Origin of the sequence: Pseudomonas koreensis, from assembly GCF_025447595.1 — a bacterium.
GTDB lineage: Bacteria > Pseudomonadota > Gammaproteobacteria > Pseudomonadales > Pseudomonadaceae > Aquipseudomonas > Aquipseudomonas koreensis_H.
In genome coordinates this window covers 323803-343781 of record NZ_JAOEJU010000003.1, presented here as the reverse complement: position 1 = coordinate 343781, position 19979 = coordinate 323803, and the positions used below count along the sequence as shown (strand labels likewise).

Below are 19979 nucleotides of genomic sequence, written 5' to 3'. Positions count from 1 at the left end.
TTTCGTGCACTTGCTGCGGACGCGGGGCGTTACTCCAACACCCACTCCGCCAATTTCCCTGTCACCTGCGTCATCAACACGTTCTCGACATCCCTCGCACCCGCCGCGCTGCATTTGGCGAGCACGGCCTTGACGATTCCCGAATCAAATTCGAACTGCTTGCCGGTCGCAGCCTTGTAACGACCGCGCAGTTTTTCCAGCTTGGCGAGCACAATCCCTTCCAGCGTCGCCTCATCCAGCGGCCGATACGCAACCACCGTCATGCGCGCCAGAAACGCCGGGCGGAAGGCTTGCAGCAAGACTTTATGCAGCGCTTCGTTGAACGCCTCGGAACCAAGTTGTGCAACCGGCGTATCGAGTAAAAGCTCAGCGCCAACATTGCTGGTCGCGAGCATCACGGTGTTTTTGAAGTCGACCACCAGCCCGGTGCCGTCCTCCATCAAGCCCTTATCGAACACGTTGTAAAACGCTTCCAGCACATCCGGATGCGCCTTCTCGATTTCATCCAGCAACACCACCGAATACGGTTTGCGCCGCACGGCTTCGGTGAGCACACCGCCACTGCCGTAACCGACGTAGCCAGGCGGTGCACCCTTGAGCTGGCTGACGGTGTGGGCTTCCTGATATTCCGAAAGATTGATGCTGATCAGATTGCGTTCGCCGCCATACAGCGCGTCGGCCAACGCATACGCGGTTTCGGTTTTGCCCACGCCCGTGGGGCCGACCAGCAGGAACACACCGACCGGTTTTTGCGGATCGGTGAGCCCCGCGCGATAGGCCTGCAAGCGTTGCGCGATGGTGTTGAGCGCGGTGCTCTGACCCATGACGCGCTGGCCCATGCGTGTGCCAAGGGTGCGCACGGCGTGGGCTTCGTCGGCGAGCATTTTGCCGACGGGGATGCCGGTCCAGCCGGCGATCACGGCGGCGACGGTTTTGCCGTCGACCTGTTCGGGCACAAGCGGGTCGTCCTGGCGAATCGCATCGAGCCCGGCTTCCAGGCGCAGCAGTTCGGCGGCCAGATGATCGATGCGACTGTCGGTGGCTTCGTCGGGTTTGTCGCTGTCGGCGCGTTCACTGAGGTCGAGCAATTCGCGGCGGGTATCGAGCAGTTCGCGCACGGCGACGCGCTCTTCCCCCCAGCGGGTTTCCAGTTCGCGGATGGCCTGGACGTTGGTCTTCGATTCGCTTTCCAGCAGGGTGATGCGCTCCCGGTGATCGAGCCCGGTGGCCTGTTCCCGGCGCAGCCGTTCGACTTCTTCTTTCAGGCTTTGCTGACGGTGGCGCAGGCTCTCCAGCGGTGGCGGCACGTCGTGTTGGCCGAGGGCGACCCGGGCGCACGCGGTGTCGAGGACGCTGATGGCTTTGTCCGGTAGCTGGCGGCCGGAGATGTAGCGATGCGAGAGTTTCACCGCTTCGTGGATCGCCGCGTCCAGCACTTGCACGCCGTGGTGCTGTTCGAGTTTGGCTGCCACGCCGCGAAGCATTTCCACAGCGGTGATTTCGTCGGGTTCCTCAACCTGCACCAGTTGAAAACGGCGGGCGAGGGCCGGGTCTTTCTCGAAGTATTTCTTGTATTCCATCCAGGTTGTTGCGGCGAGGGTGCGCAACTCGCCTCGGGCCAGCGCAGGTTTCAGCAGGTTGGCGGCATCGCTGCCGCCCTCAGCACCGCCAGCGCCGATCAGCGTGTGGGCCTCGTCGATGAACAGAATGATCGGTTTATCGGCGCTGCGAACCGCGTCGATCACACCTTTGAGCCGCTGTTCGAATTCGCCTTTGACCCCGGCCCCAGCCTGCAGCAAACCAAGGTCGAGCACCCGCAAACTGACTTCCTGCAACGACGGCGGCACATCCCCGGCGGCGATGCGCAGCGCCAGGCCTTCGACTACGGCGGTTTTGCCTACGCCCGGCGCACCGACCAGAATCGGATTGTTTTGCCGGCGTCTTAAAAGAATGTCGATGCACTGACGAATTTCGCCGTCGCGACCGACGATCGGGTCGATGCGCCCGGCATGGGCGTCTGCGGTCAGATCCTGGGTGTATTGATCGAGCACCGAGTCCTGGCGTGTCGTTGGACTCCCCGAAGACACAGAGCGCGGGCCAACGTGCTCGCGTGAGTTTTCCGTCCACTCCAGCAGGTTTGCGCGCAGGGCTTCTTTGGGAATTCGCAGCAACGACGACGCACTGTTGAGCAGCAGGCTGCGGCGCTCGTCACGGTCGATCAACGCCAATAAAAGCAGCCCGGAACGAATGCTGTCGATGCCCAGCACACTGGCCTGTACCACTGCGTCTTCCAGCAACCCGAGCGTGTGCGAAGACAACGCCGGTGTGCGCGTGCTGCCAGCCTTGAACAGATCCAGCGCCTTGTTGATCTCCGCCGTCAGCGCATCCCGTTCCAATCCAAAACGCGGCAGTAGAAACGCAAAATCGCCGCCCTCGATATCCAGCAGTTCCAGCAGCAGATGCTCGATCTCGACAAAGTGATGCCCGCGCTGCAAGCACCGTTGCGCGGCACGTTCGAGGGCGCGGCGGTTGTCCGGGTTGAGGCGCCCGATCAGGCTGGCCAGTTCCATTTCAGGTGATCTCCAGCTGACGCAGGCGGGTTTCGATCCGTTGCACGGTCAGGCTGGTCTGACGTTGCAGGCCACCGTTCCAGCTCAACAGGGCCGGGGTTTGTCGGCCGAGTTGCAGTGGCCCCGCACCGCGCACCAGCAACACCAGTTTCACGTCCAGATCCGGGCCGAAATACAGCGCAGCGAGACTCGCCAGTGCCGGATGCGCCTCACCGTCCGGCAAGAAGCGCGCGGCCTGCGTCGATGGTAGCGGCCCCAGCGTCAGGCGAATCCCGGCATGTTCATCCCAGACCCGAGTCCCGGCGACAGCGCTGCGGCCGAGTTGCAGATTGCGTCCGCCAGCCTTCATGACGCTGCGGCTGGCGTGTGGGATTTCACGCCACGCCCCTTCATAGGCGCTCAGTTCCACCGGCACGGAAAACTGCTCGCGGACAATTGCCGCGAACCCCGCCAACGACCGGCGGCCATCGGCGTACAACGCCGTGCAGGCCAGAACGGCACAGTCGGGAATCGCCTGACGTTCTTGCAGGGATTTGGGCAACAACCCGGTCAGCGCCCGCAATTGGGCCTGCACCGGCGAGGCGCCGGGCGTGATAAACCCGAGGGCGATCCGGTGTTTGCGCATCACCTTGTACAGCAGGCTGAGCAACCGATGCTGAAACAGGTCGAGGAACTCGGCGGGCGCGTGATCCTTGGCCCGCGCACGCTGTTGCAGCCATTCCTGATAAGCGTAAGGCAGTGGGCCGTCGGGGCCGCCGAGGCCGAACATCGGCGAGTTCAGGGTCAGCGGTTCACCGGGGTTTTCCTCCAGGCTTTCGATCTGGCTGGCGGCGAACAACGGCGTCAGCGGCCCGCGCAATTTCAGCGCTTCGGCCTGTGGCGATGTGCCCGAACCGAGGGCGTCGGCCTGGGGCTGTTCGCGCTCCAGCAACAGCAACGCCTGCAACCATTCGAATGCCTGCGGATCGCGGCGCAGGCGCTGGCTCAGGGTCAGAGCGACAGGGGCATGCCGGCTTGGGGTTGCCATGCCTTGACCTCCTTGTCTGCCTGCATGAGTACCGTGCGCACAAAGCGATTGGCTGTGGCGTACACCGAAAAGAACTGCGCGAGCACTGCTGAAAACAACACGGCGCTGCTGCCAACGAAATGCTGCGGATCAAGCTGCAATTGCACTTCAAGTCCGTTGCGCCAACCGCGCCAGGCGTCGGCGCCGACATGGCTGATCACCCGTTCGCAACCGAGGCTCAGCAGGCCTTCAATCTGACGCAGGGCGCTGGCCTCATCGCGCAGGTTGTGCAGGGTCAGGATTTCCTTCAGCGCATCCAGCGCCTGGGGCCCTTCGACCAGCGACAGATGATTGAGGGTCAGTTGCGACACCAGCCGCCAGCGCGAATCACCGTCCAGACGCGGCAGGCTTTGCGGACTCGGCGGATTGCGCAGGCGCGCCCACGCCACCGGGCCCGGCCGTTCGAAACCCAGCGGTGTACCGGCGGGCAGGCTCTGGGCCAGATACCGATTGGTGCAGAGCAGTTCGGCGGTGAGGCTGTAATCGGGCAGGTCGGTCTGCGGTTCGAAACGGGTGTCGACGACGCTGACCAGAAGGTCGCTGCCGAGCCGGTTCGGTGTCTGTCCGCTGACCCGTCGCGCGTGCCAGTAACGTTGCCGGTCACCGCTGCTGTGCTGGCTTCCGAAATACGCCGGCAGCCGCTGCACACCGCTGGCGGAGCTGGCGCGTACGCTGCGGATGCTGTGGATCTCGACGCTGTTTTCCCGGTGGCTGTCGGCGATCAAGCGGTATTCACTGCGGGTGCCGTCCGGGCGCAGCGGCTCTGAAGTGCGCGGGAACAGGTTGATCACCGGCGCACAGCCGAGGGCTACATCGCTGGCCTGCAAGTGCAATCGGCCGGCCGGGGCCCGGTCAAAAACGATGTACAGATACAGCATCTGGCTGTCACTCGACACGCCGGACAGTGGCAGATCAAAGAAGTGGAATTTGTCCGGGAACGCGAAGTACTCGGCCAGCAGACGCATGCCCGGATGCACGCCGTCTTCGTCCGGCAGCAGCACTTCGTCGTCGGCGAAACCGACGATTTTCGGCAGGCCCTTCACGCTGGCGGGAATGCTCCCTGGCGAGCCTGCGAGCACTTGCACCGCATGGGCACCGAGCAAGTCATAGAGGCTGGCATTGATTACCGGTGATGCGGCCAGGTGAATGCGCAAATGTTCGATGCCAAGCTCGGACCACTGGCTGTCGCCGAGGCAACGCAGACTCAGCCGCAGCGCCGAACGGGACTGCGCCACACCGGTCAGGGCCTGCGCTTCATCGCTGCCCAACAACAAGGCCTCGCTGACTTCGACCGGCCACAAGCGCACGGCGGCGCTGGTGCGAAAGTGGATGCTTTCGCCCTTGCTGGTGGTGACAAACAACGGCGTGTCCCGGGGCAGGGGATAGCCGCCGTCGAGGTTGCCTTTGCTCGGGTCCGGCTCGAACTGGACAATCGCGCACGAAGGCAACGGGCGCATGGCCAGGGGATAAAGCTGTTCGAGCAATGCGTCGCTGAATTCGGCGTAGTCGTCATCCAGCCGCCGTTGCAGGCGTGCGGCGAGCAGGGCGAAACCTTCCAGCAAACGTTCGACGTGCGGATCGGGGCATTCGCCGGGGGAGAGTTCCAGCCGTCGCGCGACTTTCGGATAGCGCTCGGCAAACTGTCCGCCGGCATGTCGCAGCCAGGTCAGTTCGCGCTGGTAATAGTCGAGCAGTTGCGGGTCAATCGAGTCGCTCATGGCGCACCTCCAGCCCTTCGTTGCCGGGCTCGATGACAAACGCCACCGGCCAGTGCTGCGTGCCGCTGCGCAACTCGCCGAGCAGGCGAATGCTCAGGCGCTGCGGGTGCTCGGGCAGGGGATTGACCTGAACCTCGCCAAGCAGCAGGCGCGGTTCGAAATGGGTGATGGCTTCGCGAATATCCCGCGCCAGACGGCGACGGTCATCGCTGCGCTGTTGTTGCAGGGCGCTCCAGTCCGCGATGCCGTAGTCGATGACGCTGGGCGGGGAGGTCAGGGTGCGCGGGCCACGGCGGGTGTTGAACAGGCGCGCCAGTTCGGTGTGCACCGAGTCGAGCAGGCCCTGGCGATCGAACGCCTGCACGCCATCCGCCTCGCTGGACGCGAGGCGTTCGAACAGCGGCGGGAGAATCCCCGTGCCTGCCATGGCCGTTGCGTCCGGTTACTTGCTGGCCTTGTTGGCTGCAAGGTCCCATACCGTGCCGGCAGTGCCTTCCTTGGTGCCGTCGTCCTTCTGCGCGGTCAGCTCCCATTTGATTTTGGTGAAGTTCAGGGAAATGGTTTCCACCGGTTTGCCACCGGTGCCGCCGCTGACGCTGACGTTGGACAGCACCACATTGGTCAGGGTGTAGATGATGAACGGCATGATCTGCCCGCTGCCTTCGGCGGCGTTGCGGCCGATGGTGATCTTGGCTTCCGGGATCGGCTTGCCGGCGCAGCAGTATTCGTTGAGGGAGGGCGTCGAGCTGTCGACGAATTTGGTCAGGGTGAACTCGCCGATGTGCGGCCGGCCAGAGGTTCGCTCCGAGTTGCTGACGTCGTTGGTCACCTGCATCGCCACGTTGTGGCTGTAGGACATGACTTCGATCTTGTCCTTGTAGCCCTCGAGCAGGCTGTCGCCTTTGATGTCGCCGCCGAGGTCGAGAATGATTGCATCCATCGCTTGAAACTCCTGAAGGTTGTCGCGCTAGACAAACGGGGGAGCGCCCGCAGGAAATCCTGCGGGCACAGGCAGGTCAGGCTGCTACCGGAGGCGGCAGGGTGGCGACCAGGCGGATCGATGCGGTCAGCTCTTCGAGCTGGAAGTGCGGCCGCAGGAACACCGTCGCGCGATAGGCGCCGGGCTTGCCGGCGACTTCGGTGACGTCCACCCGCGCTTCACGCAACGGGTACTGCGCCTTTATTTCCTGCGGTGCGTTGTCGTTGATCAGCACGTAGTCGGCGATCCAGTTGTTGAGGTAGGTCTGCACGTTGTCGCGGGTCATGAAACTGCCGACCTTGTCGCGCATGATCACCTTCAGGTAATGGGCGAAACGCGAGGCCGCGAGCACGTACGGCAACATCGCCGATATCCGTGCGTTGGCGTTGGCCTCGTTGGTGTTGTAGACCTTGGACTTGTTGGTGGTCTGGCCACCGAAAAACACCGCGATGTCGCTGTTCTTCTTGTGGCACAGGGCGATGAAGCCGAGGTCGTTGAGTTCCTTCTCGCGGCGGTCGGTGATCGCCACTTCGGTCGGACATTTCAGCGACAGATCACCGGAGCTGGTGCGGAAGGTATGCGCCGGCAAGCCTTCGACTGCACCACCGCCTTCAGCGCCACGGATCGCCGCGCACCAGCCGTATTTAGCAAAGGCCTCGGTGATGCGCTGCGACAGCGCCCACGCGGCGTTGCCCCACAGGTATTTGCTGTGGTCGGTGCCGTTGGTGTCTTCGACGTAGTTGATGCCTTCCACCGGCGACGTGTCCGGGCCATAGGGCAGGCGCAGCAGGAAGTGCGGAAGCACCAGGGAGACATAACGCGAGTCTTCGCTTTCGCGGAACGAGCGCCACTTGATCAGCTCCTGGCTCTCGAACACTTTCGACAGGTCACGCGGCACCGCCAGTTCGGTGAAGCTGTTCATGTCGAACAGGCGCGGGCTGGCGGCGGCAATGAACGGCGCGTGGGCGGCTGCAGCGACGTTCGACAGTTTCTCCAGCAGACCGATGTCCTGCGGGTGGCGGCCGAAGGTGTAGTCACCCACCAGCAGGCTGAACGGATGGCCACCGAAGGTGCCGTATTCCTCTTCGTAGATCTTTTTGAACAGGGCGCTCTGGTCGAACTCGACGGCTTTTTCCAGATCGTTCTGCAGCTCTTTCTGGGTCACGTTGAGCAGGCGCAGTTTCAGCCGGGTGCTGGTTTCGGTGTTCTGCACCAGCATGTGCAGGCCACGCCAGGACGCTTCGAGTTTCTGCAGGTCCGGGTGGTGCAGCACTTCGTTGAGCTGAGCGCTGATCAGCTCGTCGATCTGGCTGATGCGGTCGTTGATCATCGCCACGGTGTCCTTGTCGATGGCCATGCCTTCGTCGAGCACCTGGGTGGCGAATTCCGCGAGCATGTCGCGGGCGTAATCCTGCTGACTGTCGTCATGGGCCATGCGGCCCTCGGCGATGATCCGGTCGAGCAGGGATAAAGTCTCGGCAGCAGCATTTTCGCTGGCTTGATTCTGGGCGGCGGCGGGCATGGCGAATTCTTCCTCGGTCAGGTGGACGATCAGGCTTGCGGTTCGGCCGGAGCTTCGGCGTCAGCGGCCGGGACAGCGGTGTCCGGGCGGGCCGACTTGATCTCTTGCAAGCCTTCGGTGTTGGCGATGACGTCGCGCAGCAGCTTGTCCAGATCGTCATTGCCGTCGAGTTTGGTCAGCAGGTCGCGCAGGCGCTGGCGGGCTTCGAACAGACGCCGCAGCGGCGTGACTTGCTCCACCACCTTGACCGGGTCGAAGTCATCGATGTGCTTGAAGTTGAGTTCGATGTTGAGCTTGCTGTCGTCGCCGCTGAGGGTGTTGTTGACTTGCAGCGTGGCGCGGGGAGCGATGGAGGCGAGGACGTCGTTGAAGTTGTCACGGTCGATTTCGGTGAAACGGCGTTCGGTCAGTTTTGCCAATGGTTCGAGCGGCTTGCCCGAGAGGTCGGCGAGGATGCCGACCACCAGCGGCAATTCCTTTTTCTCGATGGCGTTGCCGATTTCGACGTCATAGGTGATTTGCACTCGGGGCGGGCGAACCCGGTCGAGCTTGTGCTGGGTACTTTCTGCCATGTCGGCGGACTCCGATGCGATGAGCGGGCGCAATGCATCGGGGAGGCCCGTTCATCGCTTTCCCTTGCTGGACCACAGGTTAGAAAGGGTGGCAGATGACCTGTCGTTCCTTTGACAAACCTTCCTCATTCGGCTGTAGGAACCGAACTACCCAAGACGCTAGAACAGGTCTATAAAAATGCAAGCGAAAAACTTTTTTGGACTGACTGGCGAAAAGGAAAATTCATTTTGTCTGCACGACTTTTTCTAACGATCGGGTTTGCGCTGCTCGCCGGCTGTTCATTTTTCGGGCCGAGAGTGGATCTCGACAGCCTGACCCTCGACGTCGCGCCCAAGGCCAATGACGACACCCCGATCGCCGTGGATTTCATCGCGGTCAACGATCCGGATCTGCTCAAGCAACTGTCGGGCATCAGTGCCCGTCAGTGGTTTGCCGAGCGCGAGCAGTATCAGCGCGACTATCGTCAGCTGATGAGCGTGTGGGGACTGGAGCTGGTGCCGGGGCAATTCATCGACCGCCAGCCGTTCCCGCTGGGGGGCAAGCGGGCGGCTGGACTTTTGGTCTTCGCCAGCTATAACACTCCCGGAGCGCACCGCCTGCGGCTGGACGATCAGAGCGACGCATGGCTCAAGTTCGACAGTCGCGAGATGAGCCTGGTCAGCAAGGAAAACTGAAACACACCGTCCGCCGCCGGTTCGCGGTGCAGTCGAAGGGAGTCGTATGAGTCTGCTACCTGACGCGGTCTGCTGGCATGAAGGCATGCAATTGCTGCCACAGCATTTTCAGTTACAGGGCCTGCGGGCCGAGGCGCTCGGCGCGCATCTGGCTCAGGCGTGCAATCCGTGGTTCTTCGGCGTCAGCTACATGGAGTTCGATCCGTCGGCGATGAGCGCCGGGGTGGTGCGGATGCTGTCGTTGCAGGGGACGATGCCGGACGGTCTGCCGGTCAATCTGCAAGTCGGCGTCGACCCGACGCTGGAGCTGGACGTCGCTGCCGCGATCGACGCCACGGATGATGCGACGGTGACGGTCTACCTGGCGATCAGTCCGCTTTGGCGCGCGGGTCAATTGCTGCCGCTCAAGGGACGTCTGCAATCGGTGGTCGGCGAAGCATTGCCGGATCTCACCAGTGGCGAATTTCCTGAATCGATCACGGTGTGGCGTCCCAATCCACGGCTGTGCACACAACTGAACAAGGCCGATTCAATCTGCCTGCCGCTGCTGAAAATCCGCAAGGAGGGTGGCGGTTTCCTGCCGTTGCCTTACACGCCGCCGACACCGGTTCTATTGCCGGAATCGCCACTGGGTCGGCGGGTAGCCGGGCTCTGTGCGCGGGCTCGGGAGAAGTGCCTGTTTCTCGGCGGGCGATTGCGCCAGGCACAGCAGGCCGGCAATCAGGATGACGCGCTGGAAATCCGTCGGCAGATGACGGCGTTGTGGGCGCGGTTGCCGGAAGTGGAAGGGGCGCTGATCAGTCGTGTCGCTCATCCGCAAAGCATTTATGTGCAACTGCTGGGACTCGCCGGTGCGTGGTCGGCGCTGGATCCGCTGGCGGGTGTGCCGGCTTTTGCGCCACTGGATTTTCTCGAATTGCAGCGCGGTTACGAACCACTGCTCGACTGGCTGGAAAACACCCTGGAACTGATCCGCGCCGGTTACCGCAGCATCGCATTCGAGCGCGGCGAGCAGAGTTTTTCCATTCAGTTGCCGGACGAGCAACCGAGCCAGCGGCTGGTCATCGGCCTGCGCATGCCCAACGGCGCCAGCGAGCAGGCGGCCGGCGAATGGTTGCGGGGCGCGATCATCGCCTCGGCGCCGCACATTGCCTTGCTCAGCCGCCAGCGCATGAGCGGTCTGACGCATCAGGCCATGAGCCGCAGCGAGCAGGTGGCTTACAGCGTCGGCGACGACACCCCGCTGTTCGTGGTGGCCGCCGAAGGCAGCTGGTTCGACGCGCAACTGCCGCTGATGATCGCAGCGCCGGCCACCAAACTGACCAGCAGTCCGTGGCAAGTGGTGTTGTTTGTCGCCCAGAACAGTGAACGTGCCTGACCATACAAGGAACGTCGTATGTCGCAAGGAAGTGCCGCAAGCCTCGGGTTGCAGGACGCTCCGCTGAGCAGTGCGTTCCGCCAGACGTGGCAGCAGTGGTCGCAGGACTGGAGTCAGTTGCCCAAGGACAGCGAGGACGAAGCGGCGCTGGTCGAAACCGTGGTCGAGCTCTCGACCCAGACTTCGCAACGGCTGTGGCGCACCGCGTTTGCGCGGGTCGGCGACTCGGCGACCGAACAGGTCAAGGCGCTGGTGTATGCCTTTGTCGCGTTGGTTGATGAAACCCTGTTGTTCAGCCCGTGGCCGGGCCAGAGCGCCTGGCAGGAAAAACCCCTGGAGTCGCGACTGTATTCCAGCCGTCAGGCCGGCGAGCAAGTGCCGGCGGCGATCCAGACTTTGCTCGATGAACAGCAGCCCACCACCCGCGATCTGGCCAACGTGTATTTGCAGTGCCTGATCCTCGGTTTCCACGGACGCCTGCGCGGTGAGCAGGGTCAGGTGCAACGGGAAAAATGGCGGCGGGCCCTGTTCACGTTTGCCTGGCAGGACGAGGCCGATTACGCCGCTGTCAGTCAGCGACTGGTACAGCCTTCGCTGGCGACACCCTTGCAGTTGCCGGTACGCACGGCGTTGCCCGATGGCTTTCGTCTGGCGCTGGGCATTCTGGCGATGATTCTGCTGCTGACCGGGCTCGGGCAGTTTCTGTGGCGCGACATCCGTCAGGAACTGGAGCCGGTGTTGCAGGCGCCCGACACGCTGACGGCGTCGGAGCATGACTCATGAGTACCCTGACGATCGTGGCCTGGGTGGTCGCCATTCTTTTGCTGCTGGTGATCATCGCGGTGGCGGTGTGGTGGCTGCGTACCCAGAGCGGCGCAGCGATCCGCAGTTTCTACGCCGCCGTGCGGCACATGGAACAGGAGCAGGGCGCCCACGACCGGTATCAGATGCCTTGGCTGTTGATGCTTGGCGATGAAACCCAGGGCGCGCAACTCGCCACTCAGTGGCGTTTGCAACCCACCGATAAACCGGCGTGGTTCGGTCGCTGGTGGTCGGATTCCGAAGGCGCGGTGCTGGTGGTGCCCCAGGCGCTGTTTCTGCCGGAAGACGGCATGCACCTGCAACGCGGCGGCTGGTGGCGCCTGCTCGGGTTGATCCTGCGCCTGCGCAGCAAGCGTCCGCTGGACGGGGTGATCTGGACGGTACCGGTCAGTCGGTTGAGTAATCTGGAACAGGCCACGCAACTCGGTCTGGCGGCGCGTCGGCGTTTCATCGATCTGTTGCAGCGTTTTGGCTTGAGCCTGCCGGTGTATGTGGTCATCACCGGGCTGGAAGAACTGCCGGGGTTTCAGGAGCTGATCAGCGCCTTGCCGGACGAGGCCCGCGATCGCACCTTGGGCTGGTCGTCGCCCTATGCCCGCGATGCGGTGTGGCAGGGGCAATGGAGCGATCAGGCGCTGGATCGGTTGCATCGTGCGGTGGCGGAAGCGGTGATCGAAATCGGCACCTTGTCCGGGCATTTGAGTGCGGATCTGTACGCCTTGCCGGAACGACTGGAAACCCTGCGCCGTGGTTTGCAGAACGTGCTCGAACCGGTGTTTCAAGGCAACGCTCAGGGCGAGGCGCCGTGCTTTCGCGGGGTTTACCTGACGGCCAATCAACCGGCCGACGATGCGCTGGACGGTTTTTCTGCCGATGACAGCGGCCTGCAGCAAAGTGCGTTTGTCCGGCAGTTGTGGCGCCAGCGAATCGTCGGCGAACGCGGGCTGGCCCAAGGCGTGCCGCGCCTGTTGCGCCTGCGCCAGCGCTGGCAACGAGTGACTGCAGGGGTGGCGCTGGTGGTCGGGGTGGTCTGGGCGGTGGCGATGCTCTGGGTCTGGCAGGCGTCGGTCAAGGACGCCCATGAACTGGCGCGGCTGCTGCAAGGCGCGCAGAAGAATTACGTGGCGGTTACCGACGACGAACATCGGGTCGAGCCGACCCGGCGCAACGTGCAGAACTTCTGGCGGGTGCTGGAACGGGCACCGCACTGGCACTACGTTTCGCTGGCCTTTCCGACATCGTGGTTTTCTTCGCTGGACGGACGCCTCGAACAGGAAGTGTTCAGGTCGACCCAGCGCCACATGCTGCAACCGCTGCACGATCTGCTGGTCGCGGAGCTGGCGAAAATCAAGGCGATCCGCGCCACCGACCGGCGCACCAGCGTCGAAAGCGAAGACCCGGCGCAGTGGCAGAATTATCAGAAGGCCACGGATCTGGTCGAGCGAGCCTTGCGTCTGGAACAACAGAATCAGTTGTTCGCCCAGGTGCAGAACAATCAGCGGGCGCCGCTGGAAGACTTGGCGCAACTGAGCAACAGCGCGCTGTCGCTCAACCTCAACGCCGCAACCTTGCCCCATGCCGCCTACTACAACCGTTTACTGGCGGTCAGTGATGGCGGTGACTTGCAGGCGCTGGATCTGAGCGTCGAGCGGCCGCTTATCGTGAGCAATTTCACCGGGCTGATGGAGCGCTGGCTCGATCAGTATTTTCTGGCCGATAACTTCGTCAGCAAGGCCGGCTACCTCAAGTTGCACCTGGAACAACTTGAAGCCGGAAGTGGCAACAGCCTGCCCGAACTGGAAGACCTGCGTGCGCTGATCGATGACCTGCAAGCGGCGATCGCCCTGACCAACTCGACGTGGAGTCGCGGCAAGGGTCAGGAGCTGGTACCGGGTTACCGCGAGTTTCTCGACAAGGTGCGCAAGAGTTCATTGCTCGGCCCGGCCGTCGAACAGCAGCTTGATGCACAGGCCGGCAAGTTGCAGCAGAGTTTTCGCGATCAATGGATTGCCCAAGTGGGCTCGCGGGGCAATCTGCTGGTGCAGCAGGGCAGCGGGCAATTGGCGCTGCAGGAACAGGTGGTCAAGCTCAATAATGCGGTGCAGGCGCTGTTCAAGCGTGACTTCGTCTCGACTGCCCTGCGCGCCAGCCAGGACAGCGTCAACCGGCAAGGCCAGACCGTGGACGGCGATGACCTTAACGAGTCGCTGAATTATTTCGCCAGTTACAAAAGTTACGTCGCCGAAGAGTTGCCGCGCATTCCGCCGGCCTATCGCGAAGCACTGCTGAAAGCAGCCGAGACCGCTGCCGCGCAAGCGATGTGGTTGAGCCTCAAGGATCACGATGACCAGACTCATCCCTATGAGGTGTTCAACGTGCAGGCCGTGCAGGCGATGAACCTGCAAAAGGCCTTTGTCGAGGTCCATCGCGGTGATCTGGCGGCACGTCTGCAAGGGGCGTTGAACCGCCGGGCGATGGCGCAGATTGTTGGCGGGCTGGATGAAATCACCGCGCAGCCGCTGTTCGGTGGCCGCACGGAAATCAGCCAGTGGGACGGCTCGAAAAACCTTGGTCTGCAACTCTACGGCGCCAGCGATGTGCAGGATTTGAAGCTGAGCCTCAAGCAGCAATTCAACACCATGCTCGGCATCACCGAGCGTCGCGCACCGGCCCTGGAATGGCTGAAGACCCAGCAGGGTAATTTGTCGGCGCTGGATTACGAGCGTGTGACCCAGTTCAGCGCACTCAACGACGAATTGCTCAAGTACAAGGATTCCAACCCCGCCAGTTCGCCGGCGCAGATCGAGCAACTGGTCAGCCGCGATTTCATTGAAATGGACACCGGCTCCTGCGTGCAGGTGTTGCAGACCGCCAATCTGACCGGTGGACGCGGCACTCTCGCGATGCGGGCGGTGGAGTTGCAACAGTCGGCCCTGCAACGCTGCCAGTTTCTGCAACAGCAACAGGCGGCGGCTGCGTGGAACGAACTGGCCGGCTACTTCAATCAATACCTGGCCGACCGCTTTCCGTTTGCCAATGGCGTGCAGGCGCAGGATGCCGATCCGGCAAGGGTCCAGCACTTTCTGGAAATCATCGACAAGCGCTTGCCGGTGGCCCAGGCCGGACTGGTTCTGAGCCAGACCCCGGAACGGCTGGCGGCAGAAGATTTTCTCAACCGGGTGAAGCAGGCCAGCGTCTGGCTGACGCCGCTGTTCGTGCGCGACAAGAGCGGCATTCTCGGCGTCGAGCTGGACGTGCGCTGGCGCACCGATCGTGAAGAAGAGAAGGGCGCCGATCAAGTGATTGCCTGGGGCATGCTGGCCGGCAATCAGCAGATCAGCTATCCCGCTGCCGATCAGCCAAACCTGCGCTGGATGCCCGGCCAGCCGATTCGTCTGACCCTGCGTTGGGCGCGCAACGGCAAGGAGCGTCCGGTCAACGATCCGCTGCAACCGAACCTGGTGGTGCGTGATCTGGAGGCCGGTTGGGAGTATGGCGGGCCGTGGTCGCTGTTGCGCCTGATGCGCGCACACTTCTCGGTGCAGCGCCAGCCGAGCATGGATTACACCGACTTTCCGTTGAGCCTGCGCCTGCCGGTCACTGCGCAGAACGACAGCGTCACCAGCGAATTCACCCGGATGTTCGTGCGCGTGTCGCTGATGAGCCAGGGCTCGAAGCTGCCGTTGTCGATTCCGCCTTTGCCGACCCGCGCGCCGCGTTCACCGTTCCAGGTGACCGGCACCACCGCCGCCCTTGAAGCGCAGAAGGAGGATTTGTGAGCCTGCCCTCGACCCCGTTGCCGGACCTGATCGATCAGTTGCTCGCGCCCATCAGCGACGATGCACCCTGTGGTGCGGATCTGCGCTATGAGCGCGAGTACGACCAGTTGCGCGATCTTCGCCGCGAGGACGACGCGAGTCTGCCCACGGGCGTCTGGCAATCGACCCTGAAACGGGCCAACTGGCCGGAAGTCGAGCGGCTCACCACCACGTTATTGCTCGAACGCAGCAAGGATCTGATGCTCAGCGCCTGGCTGGGCGAGGCCTGGCTGCACTTGCAGGCACTCGATGGACTGCCGGGCAGTCTGGCGCTGATCGCCGGTCTGTGTGAGCGCTATCCCGAACAGTTGCATCCGCAGGCCGACGACGGTGACCAGTCGTGGCGGGCGATTCCGCTGGAGTGGCTGGTGCGTCGTTACAGCGAAGTGCTGCTGACCCGGGTGCCTTTATTCGGCGCGAACAACAGCGATTTTGAGGGTTACACCCTCGAAACCTGGCGACGGATTCAGGTGCAGCAGGTACAGGCCAATGACTCCAAAGGTGCCAAGGCGTCGGCCGAAACTGCGCGTAGCGAACACAAGAAACTCATTGAGCAGGTGCGGGCCACGCCCATGGCGTTCTGGCTGCGCCATCAAGGCAATCTGCTGCTGAGCCTGCAACACCTGCAGCGTCTGGATGCCTGGTGCGATGCGTTTCTGGGTCATCAGGGGCCGGGGCTCGGGCCGTTGCAGGACACCCTTCAAGCGTTGTTGACACTGGTTCAGGAGTTCATCGCCATGCACCCACAACAACCGCTGTCGGCACCGCCGCCTGCGCCGGTCGCGGTCTCGCCGGTTGAAGCGGCGGTCACGGTCACGCCCGAAGCCGCGCCAGTGCCGCGTGAACCGGCCAGTCGTGAAGAGGCTTATCGGCAATTGCTGCTGATCGCCGAGTACCTGGCCCGTACCGAACCCCACAGCCCGGTGCCGTATCTGATCCGGCGCGGGGTGGAGTGGGGCAACAAGCCGTTGAGCGAATTGCTCGGCGAGCTGATTTCGGCGGACGCCGAATCCCGGCGTTTGTGGACTTTGCTCGGCGTGCTTTAGTGCACGCGCTGGTTATTGAGTCTGGGCGGCAGCTGGAGCGGCGTCAGTACCGGTTGGCCGGAGAAGAACGCCACCAGATTCTTGCCCACCAGCTCAACGGTGCCTTGGGTGGCTTCAGGTGACAGTCCGGCGACGTGCGGGGTCAGAAGCACATTGCTCAGGCCCTTCAGCGCATCGGGCACTTGCGGCTCGTGATCGAAAACATCCAGTGCTGCGCCGGCGATTCGACGTTGCTCCAGCGCGCTGATCAGGTCAGCGGTGGCGATCACGCTGGCGCGGGCAATGTTGACGATAAAACCATTGGGTCCCAGGGCATCGAGCACCGGGCGGGTCACCAGATGCTGGCTGCCGATGCCGCCGGGTGTGGCGACCACCAGAAAGTCCGAGGCCCGTGCCAGTTCGGTCGGGGTCGAGCAGAACGCGTAAGGCACGTCACTGCGCACTTGACGGTTGTGGTAGCTGATCTCCATGTCGAAGCCCAGGCCCGCGCGTTTGGCAATCGCCATCCCCACCGCACCCAGCCCGAGAATCCCCAGGCGTTTGCCGGCGAGCGACGGGCGCATGATCTTCGGCCATTCGCCCCGACGCACCGCCGCATCGCAGCGCGGGATGTCCCGCACCAGCGCCAGCAGCATGGCCATGGCGTGATCGGCCACCGACGAAGCATTGACCCCGGCGCCGTTGGTTACGGTCAGCCCACGGTCGCTGGCAGCTTGCAGGTCGACCTGTTCGTAACCGGCGCCGATCACGCAGATGATTTTCAGCGCGGGCAACGCGGCGATTTCTTCAGCATATAAACCCAGCGGGCCACGGGTCAGCACCGCGTCGATCCGTGCCCCGTGGGTGGCGATGGCTTGCGCGCGTTCGGCAGGCGTCGGCGCAAGAATCAGGTGAAAACCCTGACGTTCGAGAATCGGCAAATAGTCATTGATGGTTTCAACCAGTACCAGAACGGTGGCGGGCATTGCTCGGCTCCTGTGATCGTCGGTCTTCGGGCGCAAAAGTCGGTTCAGAGTGCTGATTCCAGAGCGGTTTGGCAATGGCTGGCACGGCCCCGCATCAGGCAGTGTAGGAGCTGATGCGGGGAGCGCGCGGGTGCTTCGTCAGAAGGTGAGGTCGGCGCTGGCAGTTACAGAATCAGGTCACGTACTGGGCGATGCCGTTGCCGAACGACCAGTTCTCTTTTTTCACTTCCACCAGATTGATGAACACGTCTTCCTGACGCACGGCCAACTGCTGGTTCAGGTTGCGCGCAATGGTCTGGAACAGCCGTTGTTTCATTTCCACGGTGCGACCTTCGCTGATGGTCAGCTGGATGAACACGATGCCGTCGCTGCGCTGGATCCCCAGGTATTGCGGGTCATAGACGAAGTGCTGGTCGTCGTGCTCGGCCAGCACCTGGAAATTGTCGTGTTCCGGCACATTGATCTCGCTGCGCAGGGCAGCGTAAATCACTTCGCCAATGCGTTTGGCGAACGTCGGGTCCGGGTTTTTCTTGATGTCGACGCGGACGAGAGGCATGGGATGGCTCCACAGGCGAGGGGACTGGACGGGGATGTCAGTCAATTCGCCATTGGGTATAGCCGAAAAATGCCAGACGGTGAGGTTGTTTAAAAACGTTAGGAAATGGACGCACCGTCCTGCGGGATTTACGGATGTTGCCTACGAGTGTTGCCGGATTCATCCGCTATGCGGCGGGGTGAGAAGCGCGAAACCATAGAGAGCAGGATGGGATGCGCTCTTCAGGACGGAGCGGCAACCCGGACGGAAATTGCCATCAGCCAAGGAAGGCCAATGCTTCATAACGATCGTGAAAGCCTGGAACTCGACAGGTTGGAACATGAGTCACGAAAGCTCGTGGCTGAAAGACAAAAGCTGCTGGCGGAGGAAAAGAAGCTGAGGTGGGAGGCGAACCTGTATCCAGTCGCGGTATTTGGTGGGGTGTTGACCGCATTCACTGCAGTAGCAGGATTTTTTTTCAAATTTTAAGTGTTCGCCTTTCAAAACAGTCAGGCCCATGAACTTCAAAGGAAGATCAACATGAGTACATATGACCGCAAGGCCAGAATGGAACGCTCAGAGCGAGAGCACGATGAGTGGGTCGAAAGAATGCGCATCAAACACAAAGGTGAAATGCTTCCGATGTTGGGGTTGTTTGGCTTCGGCATCTTCTGCATGTCCCTTGGCTTCATATTGGCCCGATCGATCTGATCGGGCTTTCCCATGGCTCATTTGGCGCCGGTACATGCCATAAAACGACATGTGGCGTATCTGGCGCCGACAGAGTTTTTCCCAAAAACGACAAGCCTCCAATCTGCTCCGTACAACCATTCCTCAGCTAAGTCTTTGCTTCTGCTCATTTATCGCGGAGAATCGCGCCCCTGTTTCGGCCGGAGCATGTCTGTCGGTTTTTTCCGACGCGTCCTGACCGAGTGGCAAGTGACCGGAATGCGGAGATCCGACCGGATGAATGATCAGGCCAATAGCGTCGAACAACGCTTTGAAGCGGCAGCACCAGCCGAACTGTCGAGCTGGAATCGCCATGACACTACCTGGATGTTGGGACTGTTTGGGACGGCCATCGGCGCCGGTACCCTGTTTTTGCCGATCAACGCAGGTCTGGGGGGCTTCTGGCCGCTGGTGATCCTCGCGCTGCTGGCCTTCCCGATGACGTTCTACGCACACCGCGGTCTGACCCGCTTCGTGCTTTCCGGTCGCGAAGGCGCCGACATCACTGACGTGGTGGAACAGCATTTCGGCATCAAGGCCGGTGCGCTGATCACTCTGCTGTACTTCTTCGCGATCTTCCCGATCCTGCTGATCTACAGCGTCGGCCTGACCAACACGGTCGCCAGTTTCCTCGAACACCAACTGCACATCACGCCGCCACCGCGCGCGCTGCTGTCGTTCGTGCTGATCCTCGGCCTGCTGGCTGTGGTGCGCTGCGGCGAGCAAGTGATCGTCAAGGCCATGAGCCTGATGGTGTATCCGTTCATCGTCGCGCTGCTGTTCCTGGCGGTGTACCTGATTCCGCACTGGAACGGCGGCATCCTGACCACCGCTTCGCAGGTGCCGGCACCGTCGGCGCTGCTGCACACGTTGTGGCTGGCGATTCCGGTGATGGTGTTCTCGTTCAACCACTCGCCGATCATCTCGGCGTTTGCGGTGGATCAGAAGCGTCGTTACGGCGTCCACGCCGACGAGCGTAGCTCGCAGATCCTGTCCCGCGCCCACCTGCTGATGGTGGTGATGGTGCTGTTCTTCGTCTTCAGCTGCGTGCTGACCCTGTCGCCAGAGCAACTGGCGGAAGCCAAGGCGCAGAACCTGTCGATCCTGTCGTACCTGGCCAACCACTTCAGCAACCCGACCATCGCGTTCGCGGCACCGCTGATTGCGTTCGTGGCTATCTCCAAGTCGTTCCTCGGCCACTACATCGGTGCCAGCGAAGGCCTGAAGGGGTTGATCGTCAAGAGCGGCAAGCGTCCAGGCGCCAAGGCTCTGGATCGCATCGTCGCAGCGTTCATGCTGGTGGTGTGCTGGATCGTGGCGACCCTGAACCCGAGCATTCTCGGCATGATCGAAACCATCGGTGGCCCGGTCATCGCGGCGATCCTGTTCCTGATGCCGATGTACGCGATCCGCAAAGTGCCGGCGATGGCCCGTTATCGTGGGCAGATGTCGAACGTGTTTGTCACCGCAGTGGGTCTGGTGGCGATTTCGGCGTTGATCTACTCGCTGACTGCTTGAGGTTCAACACAAGATCCCGTTTGATCTTGTGAAACAGAAAGGCCGATCTGCCTCGCAGGTCGGCCT

17 protein-coding genes are annotated in these 19979 nt (G+C 62.3%); 8 read left to right on the top strand and 9 right to left on the bottom strand.

Translation table 11 applies throughout. The annotated features are described in order from the left end of the window. Positions 1-29: 29 nt before the first annotated feature. From tssH to tssB, 7 genes are all read right to left on the bottom strand, one after another. Complete coding sequence (tssH, locus tag N8H71_RS07355) at positions 30-2570, bottom strand: type VI secretion system ATPase TssH (protein WP_262193473.1); 2541 nt, start codon at positions 2568-2570, stop codon at positions 30-32. A gap of 1 nt (position 2571) precedes the next feature. Further along, the gene (gene tssG, locus N8H71_RS07350) at positions 2572-3597 is read right to left on the bottom strand and encodes a type VI secretion system baseplate subunit TssG (RefSeq protein ID WP_262193472.1); all 1026 of its coding nucleotides are present in this window, start codon (positions 3595-3597) and stop codon (positions 2572-2574) included. Further along, positions 3561-5354, bottom strand: a complete 1794-nt coding sequence (tssF, locus tag N8H71_RS07345) for a type VI secretion system baseplate subunit TssF (protein ID WP_262193471.1) — start codon at positions 5352-5354, stop codon at positions 3561-3563. Before tssF ends, tssG begins: the two co-directional genes overlap by 37 nt. Then, positions 5338-5781, bottom strand: a complete 444-nt coding sequence (gene tssE, locus N8H71_RS07340; RefSeq protein WP_262193470.1) for a type VI secretion system baseplate subunit TssE — start codon at positions 5779-5781, stop codon at positions 5338-5340. Before tssE ends, tssF begins: the two co-directional genes overlap by 17 nt. Before the next feature lie 15 nt (positions 5782-5796). Further along, positions 5797-6294, bottom strand: a complete 498-nt coding sequence (locus tag N8H71_RS07335) for an Hcp family type VI secretion system effector (RefSeq protein ID WP_262193469.1) — start codon at positions 6292-6294, stop codon at positions 5797-5799. Between the two features lie 76 nt (positions 6295-6370). Beyond that, positions 6371-7855: a type VI secretion system contractile sheath large subunit gene (tssC, locus tag N8H71_RS07330; protein WP_039767165.1), complete on the bottom strand. Its 1485-nt coding sequence runs from the start codon at positions 7853-7855 to the stop codon at positions 6371-6373. A 29-nt stretch (positions 7856-7884) separates the two neighbouring features. After that, on the bottom strand, positions 7885-8427 hold the full coding sequence (tssB, locus tag N8H71_RS07325; RefSeq protein ID WP_007958861.1) for a type VI secretion system contractile sheath small subunit: 543 nt from the start codon (positions 8425-8427) through the stop codon (positions 7885-7887). A gap of 228 nt (positions 8428-8655) precedes the next feature. Here tssB and N8H71_RS07320 point away from each other — a divergent pair, with 228 nt between their 5' ends. From N8H71_RS07320 to tssA, 5 genes are read left to right on the top strand one after another with little or no spacing between them, the layout of a single operon-like run. After that, positions 8656-9102: a type VI secretion protein gene (locus N8H71_RS07320; RefSeq protein ID WP_262193468.1), complete on the top strand. Its 447-nt coding sequence runs from the start codon at positions 8656-8658 to the stop codon at positions 9100-9102. 46 nt (positions 9103-9148) lie between these two features. Continuing rightward, positions 9149-10480 carry a type VI secretion system baseplate subunit TssK gene (gene tssK / locus N8H71_RS07315; RefSeq protein ID WP_262193467.1) on the top strand — a complete coding sequence of 444 codons (1332 nt, stop codon included), beginning with the start codon at positions 9149-9151 and terminating at the stop codon, positions 10478-10480. 18 nt (positions 10481-10498) lie between these two features. Continuing rightward, a complete protein-coding gene (locus N8H71_RS07310; protein ID WP_262193466.1) occupies positions 10499-11263 on the top strand; it encodes a DotU family type IV/VI secretion system protein in 765 nt (254 codons plus the stop codon). Further along, the gene (locus N8H71_RS07305; RefSeq protein WP_262193465.1) at positions 11260-15081 is read left to right on the top strand and encodes a type VI secretion system protein; all 3822 of its coding nucleotides are present in this window, start codon (positions 11260-11262) and stop codon (positions 15079-15081) included. Before N8H71_RS07310 ends, N8H71_RS07305 begins: the two co-directional genes overlap by 4 nt. Beyond that, a complete protein-coding gene (tssA, locus tag N8H71_RS07300; protein WP_262193464.1) occupies positions 15078-16166 on the top strand; it encodes a type VI secretion system protein TssA in 1089 nt (362 codons plus the stop codon). Before N8H71_RS07305 ends, tssA begins: the two co-directional genes overlap by 4 nt. Here tssA and N8H71_RS07295 read toward each other — a convergent pair. Both N8H71_RS07295 and N8H71_RS07290 read right to left on the bottom strand, forming a co-directional pair. Then, positions 16163-17131, bottom strand: a complete 969-nt coding sequence (locus tag N8H71_RS07295; protein ID WP_262193463.1) for a 2-hydroxyacid dehydrogenase — start codon at positions 17129-17131, stop codon at positions 16163-16165. The genes tssA and N8H71_RS07295 overlap by 4 nt on opposite strands. Before the next feature lie 172 nt (positions 17132-17303). Further along, on the bottom strand, positions 17304-17687 hold the full coding sequence (locus N8H71_RS07290) for a tautomerase family protein (RefSeq protein WP_007958838.1): 384 nt from the start codon (positions 17685-17687) through the stop codon (positions 17304-17306). A 273-nt stretch (positions 17688-17960) separates the two neighbouring features. Between N8H71_RS07290 and N8H71_RS07285 the strand changes: the two genes are divergently transcribed. The 3 genes from N8H71_RS07285 to N8H71_RS07275 all read left to right on the top strand — a co-directional run bounded on the left by N8H71_RS07285 (position 17961) and on the right by N8H71_RS07275 (position 19913). After that, complete coding sequence (locus tag N8H71_RS07285; RefSeq protein ID WP_074688773.1) at positions 17961-18155, top strand: hypothetical protein; 195 nt, start codon at positions 17961-17963, stop codon at positions 18153-18155. A 51-nt stretch (positions 18156-18206) separates the two neighbouring features. Beyond that, positions 18207-18377 carry a hypothetical protein gene (locus N8H71_RS07280; RefSeq protein ID WP_167748742.1) on the top strand — a complete coding sequence of 57 codons (171 nt, stop codon included), beginning with the start codon at positions 18207-18209 and terminating at the stop codon, positions 18375-18377. Between the two features lie 255 nt (positions 18378-18632). After that, positions 18633-19913 carry an HAAAP family serine/threonine permease gene (locus N8H71_RS07275; protein ID WP_039767145.1) on the top strand — a complete coding sequence of 427 codons (1281 nt, stop codon included), beginning with the start codon at positions 18633-18635 and terminating at the stop codon, positions 19911-19913. The last annotated feature ends 66 nt before the right edge of the window (positions 19914-19979 follow it).

Coding starts and splice junctions, on each gene's coding strand:
- tssH (WP_262193473.1), bottom strand. CDS start 2,570: ATGGAACTGGCCAGCCTGATCGGGCGCCTCAACCCGGACAACCGCCGC.
- tssG (WP_262193472.1), bottom strand. CDS start 3,597: ATGGCAACCCCAAGCCGGCATGCCCCTGTCGCTCTGACCCTGAGCCAG.
- tssF (WP_262193471.1), bottom strand. CDS start 5,354: ATGAGCGACTCGATTGACCCGCAACTGCTCGACTATTACCAGCGCGAA.
- tssE (WP_262193470.1), bottom strand. CDS start 5,781: ATGGCAGGCACGGGGATTCTCCCGCCGCTGTTCGAACGCCTCGCGTCC.
- N8H71_RS07335 (WP_262193469.1), bottom strand. CDS start 6,294: ATGGATGCAATCATTCTCGACCTCGGCGGCGACATCAAAGGCGACAGC.
- tssC (WP_039767165.1), bottom strand. CDS start 7,855: ATGCCCGCCGCCGCCCAGAATCAAGCCAGCGAAAATGCTGCTGCCGAG.
- tssB (WP_007958861.1), bottom strand. CDS start 8,427: ATGGCAGAAAGTACCCAGCACAAGCTCGACCGGGTTCGCCCGCCCCGA.
- tssK (WP_262193467.1), top strand. CDS start 9,149: ATGAGTCTGCTACCTGACGCGGTCTGCTGGCATGAAGGCATGCAATTG.
- N8H71_RS07310 (WP_262193466.1), top strand. CDS start 10,499: ATGTCGCAAGGAAGTGCCGCAAGCCTCGGGTTGCAGGACGCTCCGCTG.
- N8H71_RS07305 (WP_262193465.1), top strand. CDS start 11,260: ATGAGTACCCTGACGATCGTGGCCTGGGTGGTCGCCATTCTTTTGCTG.
- N8H71_RS07295 (WP_262193463.1), bottom strand. CDS start 17,131: ATGCCCGCCACCGTTCTGGTACTGGTTGAAACCATCAATGACTATTTG.
- N8H71_RS07290 (WP_007958838.1), bottom strand. CDS start 17,687: ATGCCTCTCGTCCGCGTCGACATCAAGAAAAACCCGGACCCGACGTTC.
- N8H71_RS07285 (WP_074688773.1), top strand. CDS start 17,961: ATGCTTCATAACGATCGTGAAAGCCTGGAACTCGACAGGTTGGAACAT.
- N8H71_RS07280 (WP_167748742.1), top strand. CDS start 18,207: ATGAGTACATATGACCGCAAGGCCAGAATGGAACGCTCAGAGCGAGAG.
- N8H71_RS07275 (WP_039767145.1), top strand. CDS start 18,633: ATGAATGATCAGGCCAATAGCGTCGAACAACGCTTTGAAGCGGCAGCA.